The sequence below is a fragment of the Streptomyces sp. NPDC002490 genome (assembly GCF_040296045.1).
Classification (GTDB): Bacteria; Actinomycetota; Actinomycetes; order Streptomycetales; family Streptomycetaceae; genus Streptomyces.
The window spans coordinates 232,970-239,587 of sequence record NZ_JBEOWM010000003.1 but is presented as its reverse complement, the minus strand read 5'-3'; the positions used below and the strand labels follow the sequence as shown (position 1 = coordinate 239,587).

The following is a 6,618-nucleotide window of genomic DNA, read 5'->3' as shown; positions in this document are numbered from 1 at the left end:
CGGACTGTCCGTCACCTCCGGCTCCCCTCCCGGCTCCGGCTCGGTCCGCGCGGCCGGGGGCACCGGCTCCGCCGCGCCGTCGTCTTCGGATTCCCGTGCCCGGTCCGGGCATTGGGGGTAGCCGCAGACGCACGGCGGGAACGTCAGCGCGGCAGCGGGAGGCAGAACCTCTCCCTCGTCATTGAGGAACATCGGTCGTCTCACCTGTCTCGTGGCCCGGTTGGGGGTGCCCGGTTCGTCGGAATGAGAACCACATGGCTCACCCGTTGGGGGGCTGGTCGTGTCTCTGCGTAGCCAGACCACACGTCGGCCTACGCTGGCGCTGCTTAACGACGGTTGCTCAAGTCCCGCACGTGAGACGGCACTCGTCTGAAACCCCGATATGCGAGGTCAGAGGCATGGACAACGGCGGCCCCAACGATGGTTTGAATCCGTTGCAGCGGTTCGGGTTAGAGGTCCGGGAGGTTCGGGTCGGCCGCAAGATCACACAGACTCAACTGGGCAAAGCCACCGGGTACTCCGGCGCCTATGTGAGCAAGGTGGAGGCGGGGCTGATCATGCCGAGCTTGAAGTTCGCCAACGGATGCGATCTGGCCTTCGGGACGTACGGCCTGTTCAATCGTCTGCTGAGGAGAGTCGAAGAGGGCGACCATCCCTCGTGGTTCGCGCCCTATCTCGAACTCGAACGCCAAGCGCTGCGCGTTCTGGACTTCTCAGCCATCAGCATCATGGGCCTCCTCCAGACGCCTGAATACGCACACGCGATCTTCCGAGCAGGCCACCCGACTGCGCCGGAGGACCTCATCAAGGGCAGAGTGGCGGGGCGACTACGCCGCCAAGCGGTTCTCGCCAAGGAGCAGCCCCCGATCCTGTGGGGGGGTGCTGACCGAGGCGTGCCTGCGTACGGTAGTTGGTGGATATGCAGCCATGGCAGGCCAGTTGGAGTACCTGCTGAGGGAGATGGGCAGCCCGCATGTGACCCTTCAGGTGCTTCCCTTCGGCTCGGGAGCGGCCTCGGCACACACGTTGCCGTTCACCTTGTTGACACTCCCGGACGGGTCGACTGTGCTGTACGCGGACGATGTGCCCCACGGTGGACGGCTGTACCGCTCGCCGACATCGGTCACCCCCTCAGTCGAGATCTACGATCGTCTCCGGGCCAGCGCCCTGGCTCCAAGCGATTCGGCCGACTTGATCAGAACCATCCACAGGGAGTACAGCGGTGAACGTGAATCCGGACCTCAACTCGTCATGGGTCAGGTCGTCGTACAGCGGATCGTCCGGGGGCCAGTGCGTCGAGTGGGCCCCCGAGTTCGCTTCGGCACACGGCGTCGTCCTGGTGCGGGACAGTAAGGCCGGCAACGGTCCGGTGTTGCGGATGAGCCCCCGGATCTGGGCAGGACTCATAGCGCTGGCGCGTGGGTCGAGCCGGTGATTCACGCGGCATGACGGACACGGACAGCGTCCAACAGCTGTCTGCGGTGCCCCTCGACACACCCCGGGAGGCGACGACGTGGACCGACGGGAGTTCTTCGCGGCGTCCGCCGCCTTCGGTCTGGCCGCGCTCCACCTTCCCGATGCAGAGGCCGTCCCCGCCGTGCGAACGGAGCGGGTCCCGTCCGGGTGGGCGCTGGTGAAGTGACTGCCCTACGCACGATGACGACCACGCTCGGGAACGCCGCCGCCGAACTCGGTGGCGGTCACGCCAGCACCTGGCCGTGCGGTCTGACCGACCTCGCCGCACGCCCGTCGTCCGTGCCCGCCACCGCGCTGGCAGCAGAACTGGAAGAGCGGGTGACCAGCCGCGTACGGGCGAATCGGGCGTGAGGGTCCGTCCCGGGGTATCGGGAGGACTGCCGGGTACGCCAGCGGTCAGGACGGGAGGCCTCGCTCGGTCCTCGCCCGATCGACCCGTTCCTCCTGGTCGTCGGGCTCCAGCGCCTCCAGCAGGGGCACCGACCACGGGATCGGGCAGGGCGGGGCGTGGACGCGTTGCCGCCGAGGGCTTTCGACGCCGTGTCCGGCCGTCAACCCCGCTGCGGAGGAACGTCTTTCGGGCGACTTCGGGGAACCCCGGACCGTCCTCCCCCGCCGGGGGAGACGATGGGGCGACGGGTCAGCCGGTGCGCCCCGCGCCACCGGCTGACGCCCCCACCCGGAAGGCGACGGAGCGGACCGATGCGCATCGTCCTGGTGTCCTACGCGGCGAACGGCTTCGCCGTCCTCCACCGCACCTGCGAACGGGCCGGCCACACCCCGGTGGCCTATCTGCACGCCCGGTCCCTGCGTCCGCGCGGACCCGCACGGGGCGGGGCGGGCGAGACCGTGGCGGGCATCGTCGACGCCCTCCCGGACGGGGTGGACCTGCTGCTGCCCGGCCGGACCGGCGCCCTGGCGGCCGGCCTGCGCGCCCAGGACGCCGACCTGATGGTCTGTTACGGCTTCCCCTGGCGCTTCCCGGCCGCCGCGCTCGCGGCGACCCGGCTCGGCGCGCTCAACGTGCACACCTCGCTGCTGCCCCGGTACCGGGGGCCGCTGCCGATCCACTGGGCCGTCCGCAACGGCGACCCGGAGACGGGGGTCACCGTGCACCGGATGGACGAGCGGTTCGACACCGGGAACGTCCTGGTGCAGGAGGGCGGCGTGCGGCTGCCCGACGACGTGGTGCCGGCGGTGCTGTTCGAGGAGGTGGACCGGGTGATCGGTCGGCTGCTGCCCACAGCGTTGGAGCGGGCCGCGGCCGGGGACCCCGGCGAGCCGCAGGACTCCGCCGGGGCCTCCTACGCCGGGTGGTGGGAGCCCTCGTTCTCCACCGTGGACTGGGGGTGGCCGGCCCGGCGGATCCACGACCAGGTGCGGGCGCTGCGGTTCGGGAGCTCGGGCCGCTCGGGGCCGCGGGCCCGGCTGGACGGCGCCCGGGTCACGGTGCTGCGGACCTCCCTGGTGCCGGCGCCCGGGGTGGAGGTGGCCTGCGGCGACGGTCCGCTGTGGGTCACGGAGTTCACGTCCGACGCGGAACCGGACGGGCATCGCCTTGCGTAACGATCCCCATCCGATCGTTGACGGAGAGTGATGATGTGATGTACGCTACACACCGCTACCCCTGTCGTGAGTTCACCTGGGAAGGAACCGACATGGAGCGCGCGTGGGAAGCCGACCCGTCGGCCGTGATGACCCGCCGACTGGGCCGCTCACCAGCAGAATTGGGGACGACGGGAGGGGAGACGGGGTGCCCCGACGTCTGGGAGCTGGACAACGGCGACATCGTGGTGATCGGGCGGGACCTGACCGACTCCTACGCCCCGCGCCTGCCCGCCGGGGTGACCCTCGCCCCGGACGAACGACTCGTGGTCATCCCCCGAATCACCGCCGCCGCAGCGAAGGCCGACCTCCCCGATGCATGACCTCCTGAACCGTTCGACCGGCACCCCGCTCGAACTCGACGACTACCTCGGCGACTTCGCCGCCCGTTTCTGGAACACCGATCCCTCCGGCTCGTGGAAGCTCGAACGCCAGCAGAGCTTCCGGGAACCCGGGGTCGCCAGTTGGGAGGCGTTCGCCCGGGGCGACTGGGACCGGTCGCTGCACCTGCTCGCCGAGCAGCGCGGCCACTACGAGGAGTACCTGGGGAAGATCGCGGACCACGGCTTCGCCCTGCACCGGGTCCGCGTCGTCGAGGAACCCCTCGACCCCTACCTCCAGTGGGAACTGCACCTGCTGCGGCTGAAGGAGGAGTGCGGCGAGGTCACCCGGGTCGTGGGCCCGGAGCGGGTACGGGCGTGGGAGGCGGCCGGGCCGCTGCCCGAGGTCATCGTCCTCGGGGACGCCGTGCTCTACGACATCCGCTACGACGCGCGCGGCGTCCTCGCCGGGGCGGTACGGCACACCGACGCCCCCACCGTCACGGCGGCCCGACGCTTCATCCAGGAGTTGCACGGCGACGGCGAGCCCCTCGCCGGGTACTTCCGCCACCACGTCGCCGAACTGCCGCCGCCGGCGGTCGTCCCGGACCGCCCGCCCGTCCCGTCCTCCGCCCGCACCTGACCGACCGGCGCCGCAGCCGGCAACGGGCCCGGGCCGCAGCAGGTCCGGTGGCCCGGGAGGGTCCAGCTCCGCGTCCGATTTCCCGACCGCACCTAGACCGTAGAGGGCCGATACCACGCATGGGGGTTCCCGAAGAGCGCGCGCAGGACGACGGGACGGTTCGGGGCCCAGGGAGTTCGCACGCGGACTTCTCGGGCTCCGCCCGGGGCGTCGTCCAGGCGCGCAGCGTCCACGGCGGCGTGCACTTCCACCGCTCGGCACCGAACGCCGAGCCCGCCCCACAGCAACTCCCCGGTGACGTAAGGGGGTTCACCAATCGGGTGCTGGACCTGGCGCATCTGGAGGAGTTGCTGGAGGGGGAGGGCGGCGAGGGCTCGGGGAGCGTGAACGTGGCGGTGATCGCGGGCACGGCGGGCGTCGGGAAGACCTCGCTGGCCGTGCACTGGTCCCACCGCATCCGCGACCGCTTCCCGGACGGGCAGCTGTACGTCAACCTGCGCGGCTACGATCCGGGGCCGCCGGTCGGCCCCGAACAGGCGCTGGACCGGTTCCTGCGCGCCCTCGACGTGCCGCCGACGCGCATCCCCGCCGACCTGGAGGACAAGGCCGCCCTCTACCGCTCCCGACTGGCCGGCCGGCGCTACCTCGTGCTCCTCGACAACGCCTCCGCCGTCTCCCAGGTCCGCCCGCTGCTGCCCGGCACCGCCGGCTGCCTGGTGGTCGTCACCAGTCGGCACCGGATGTCGGGGCTGGTGGCCCGGGACGGGGCCCGCCGGGTCACGATCGGCACCCTGAACGAACCGGAGGCCGTCGCCCTGCTGCGCCGGGCCACCCGCGGCTACCGCCACGACGACGACCCGGCCGAACTCGTCGAACTCGCCCGGCTGTGCGCCTACTTGCCGCTCGCCCTGCGGATCGCGGCCGAGCGCGCGGCCAGCCGTCCCCGGATGCCCCTGCGGGAACTGATCCGGGACCTGCGCGACGAGTCCGCGCTGTGGGACGCGCTGACCGCGGAGGAGGGCGAGGAGTCGGACGCGGTGCGCACCGTCTTCGCCTGGTCGTACCGGGCCCTGCCCGGGGACGCCGCCCGACTGTTCCGGCTGCTGGGCATGCACCCGGGTCCCGACTTCGGGGTGCCGCAGGCCGCCGCCCTGACCGGGGCCGGGCCGGTCGTCACCCGGCACCTGCTGGACGCCCTGACCGGAGCGCACCTGCTGGAACAGACGGTGCCCGCGCGGTACCAGTTCCACGACCTGCTGCGCGCCTACGCCGTGGACCAGGTCAACCAGGAGGAGACCGGCGAGGACCGCACGGCGGTGCTGCGCCGGTTGTTGACCTGGTACCTGCACACCGCGGACGCCGCCGCCCGCCACGAATCCGGGCTGCACCGGGTGGAACTGGCGCCGCCGGAGGCGGGGGTGGTCCCCTCGTCCTTCCGCGACGGGCACGAGGCGGTCGGCTGGCTCACGGCCGAGCAGGCCAATCTGACCGCCGCGGTGCGTGCCGCGGCCGACGCCGGGTTCGACCGGATCGCCTGGCAACTCCACGTGGTGCTACGGGCGTTCTACTCGCACCAGAACCTGTTCGCCGAGTGGCACACGACCGGTGCACTCGCCCTGGCCGCGGCCCGCCGCCAGGGCGACCGGCGCGGGGAGGCCGAGGTCCACCACAGCCTGGGCATGGCGCACACCCAGTCCCAGCAGCTCGACCGGGCGGCCGTGCACCACGCCGCGGCGCTCGCCGCGCGGCGGGAGGCCGGGGACCGGTGGGGGGAGCTGATGTCGTTGAACGGCATCGGGCTGCTGGAGTTGCGGCGCCGCCGGCTGGACGTCGCCCGGGCCGCGTTCGAGGAGAGCCTCGCGGTGGCCGAGGAACTCGGGGACCGGCACTGGCGTGCGGTGGTCCTGTCCAACCTGGGCGAGACCGACGGCGAGCGCGAGGAGTTCGAGCGGGCCCACGCGTTGCTGACCGAGGCCCTGGAGGTCTTCCGGGAGCTGGGCGCGGAGGGGAACGAGGGCAATGCGCTCCGCTGTCTGAGCGTCGCCCAGCGCGGGCTGGGGCGGACCGGGGACGCCCTGCGTTCCGCGGGCCGGGCGGTGGCCCTGGCGCAGGAGCACGGCAACCCGATGTGGGAGGGGTACTGGCTGCTGGAGCTGGGTCGCGTCCGCTTGGCCGGCGACCGCCCGGAGGAGGCGCTCACCGCGTACCAGAAGGCGGCGGCGCAGCAGCGTCGGCTGGGGGACCGCAGTCGGGAGGCGCGGGCCCTGGACGGTGCGGGCGAGGCGTACCAGCGGCTGGGGCGGCCGGCGGACGCCGTCGACTTCCACCGGCGGGCCGCCGCGGTGCACCGGGAACTGGGCGACCTGTGGCGGTGGAGCCGGGCGACGGCGTCCCTGGCCGACGCCGTGGAGGCCGCCGCGGACGAGGGGGACGGGGCCGAGGGCGCGCGGGAGGCGGCCCGCTTGCGGCGGGAGGTCCTCGCCGTTCCCCCGCAGCCGGGCGACCGGGCGGCGGCCCGACTGCACGAGCGGCTCCGGGCCGCCCGGGGCACGGGGTGACCGCGGCCCGGGCCCG

At 72.7% G+C, this 6,618-nt stretch carries 7 protein-coding genes and 2 pseudogenes; all 9 read left to right on the top strand.

The window, feature by feature from the left end; genetic code table 11:
- Nucleotides 1-254 precede the first annotated feature (254 nt).
- Nucleotides 255-815: pseudogene (locus ABT092_RS03495) on the top strand (helix-turn-helix domain-containing protein); the annotation flags it as partial.
- Nucleotides 816-927: 112 nt separating this feature from the next.
- A pseudogene (locus tag ABT092_RS03490) lies at nt 928-1,140 on the top strand (Scr1 family TA system antitoxin-like transcriptional regulator); the annotation flags it as partial.
- 82 nt (nt 1,141-1,222) lie between these two features.
- A complete protein-coding gene (locus tag ABT092_RS03485; RefSeq protein WP_502968377.1) occupies nt 1,223-1,435 on the top strand; it encodes a DUF397 domain-containing protein in 213 nt (70 codons plus the stop codon).
- A 78-nt stretch (nt 1,436-1,513) separates the two neighbouring features.
- Complete coding sequence (locus ABT092_RS03480) at nt 1,514-1,642, top strand: hypothetical protein (protein ID WP_351239269.1); 129 nt, start codon at nt 1,514-1,516, stop codon at nt 1,640-1,642.
- Nucleotides 1,643-1,656: 14 nt separating this feature from the next.
- The gene (locus ABT092_RS03475) at nt 1,657-1,827 is read left to right on the top strand and encodes a hypothetical protein (protein ID WP_351239267.1); all 171 of its coding nucleotides are present in this window, start codon (nt 1,657-1,659) and stop codon (nt 1,825-1,827) included.
- A gap of 351 nt (nt 1,828-2,178) precedes the next feature.
- Nucleotides 2,179-3,042 carry a methionyl-tRNA formyltransferase gene (locus tag ABT092_RS03470; RefSeq protein ID WP_351239265.1) on the top strand — a complete coding sequence of 288 codons (864 nt, stop codon included), beginning with the start codon at nt 2,179-2,181 and terminating at the stop codon, nt 3,040-3,042.
- A gap of 92 nt (nt 3,043-3,134) precedes the next feature.
- Entirely contained in the window at nt 3,135-3,404 is a 270-nt protein-coding gene (locus tag ABT092_RS03465; RefSeq protein ID WP_351239263.1) for a hypothetical protein, read from the top strand.
- Nucleotides 3,397-4,044 carry a DUF6879 family protein gene (locus ABT092_RS03460; RefSeq protein WP_351239261.1) on the top strand — a complete coding sequence of 216 codons (648 nt, stop codon included), beginning with the start codon at nt 3,397-3,399 and terminating at the stop codon, nt 4,042-4,044. Before ABT092_RS03465 ends, ABT092_RS03460 begins: the two co-directional genes overlap by 8 nt.
- Nucleotides 4,045-4,163: 119 nt before the next feature.
- The gene (locus ABT092_RS03455) at nt 4,164-6,602 is read left to right on the top strand and encodes an ATP-binding protein (protein WP_351239259.1); all 2,439 of its coding nucleotides are present in this window, start codon (nt 4,164-4,166) and stop codon (nt 6,600-6,602) included.
- Nucleotides 6,603-6,618 lie beyond the last annotated feature (16 nt).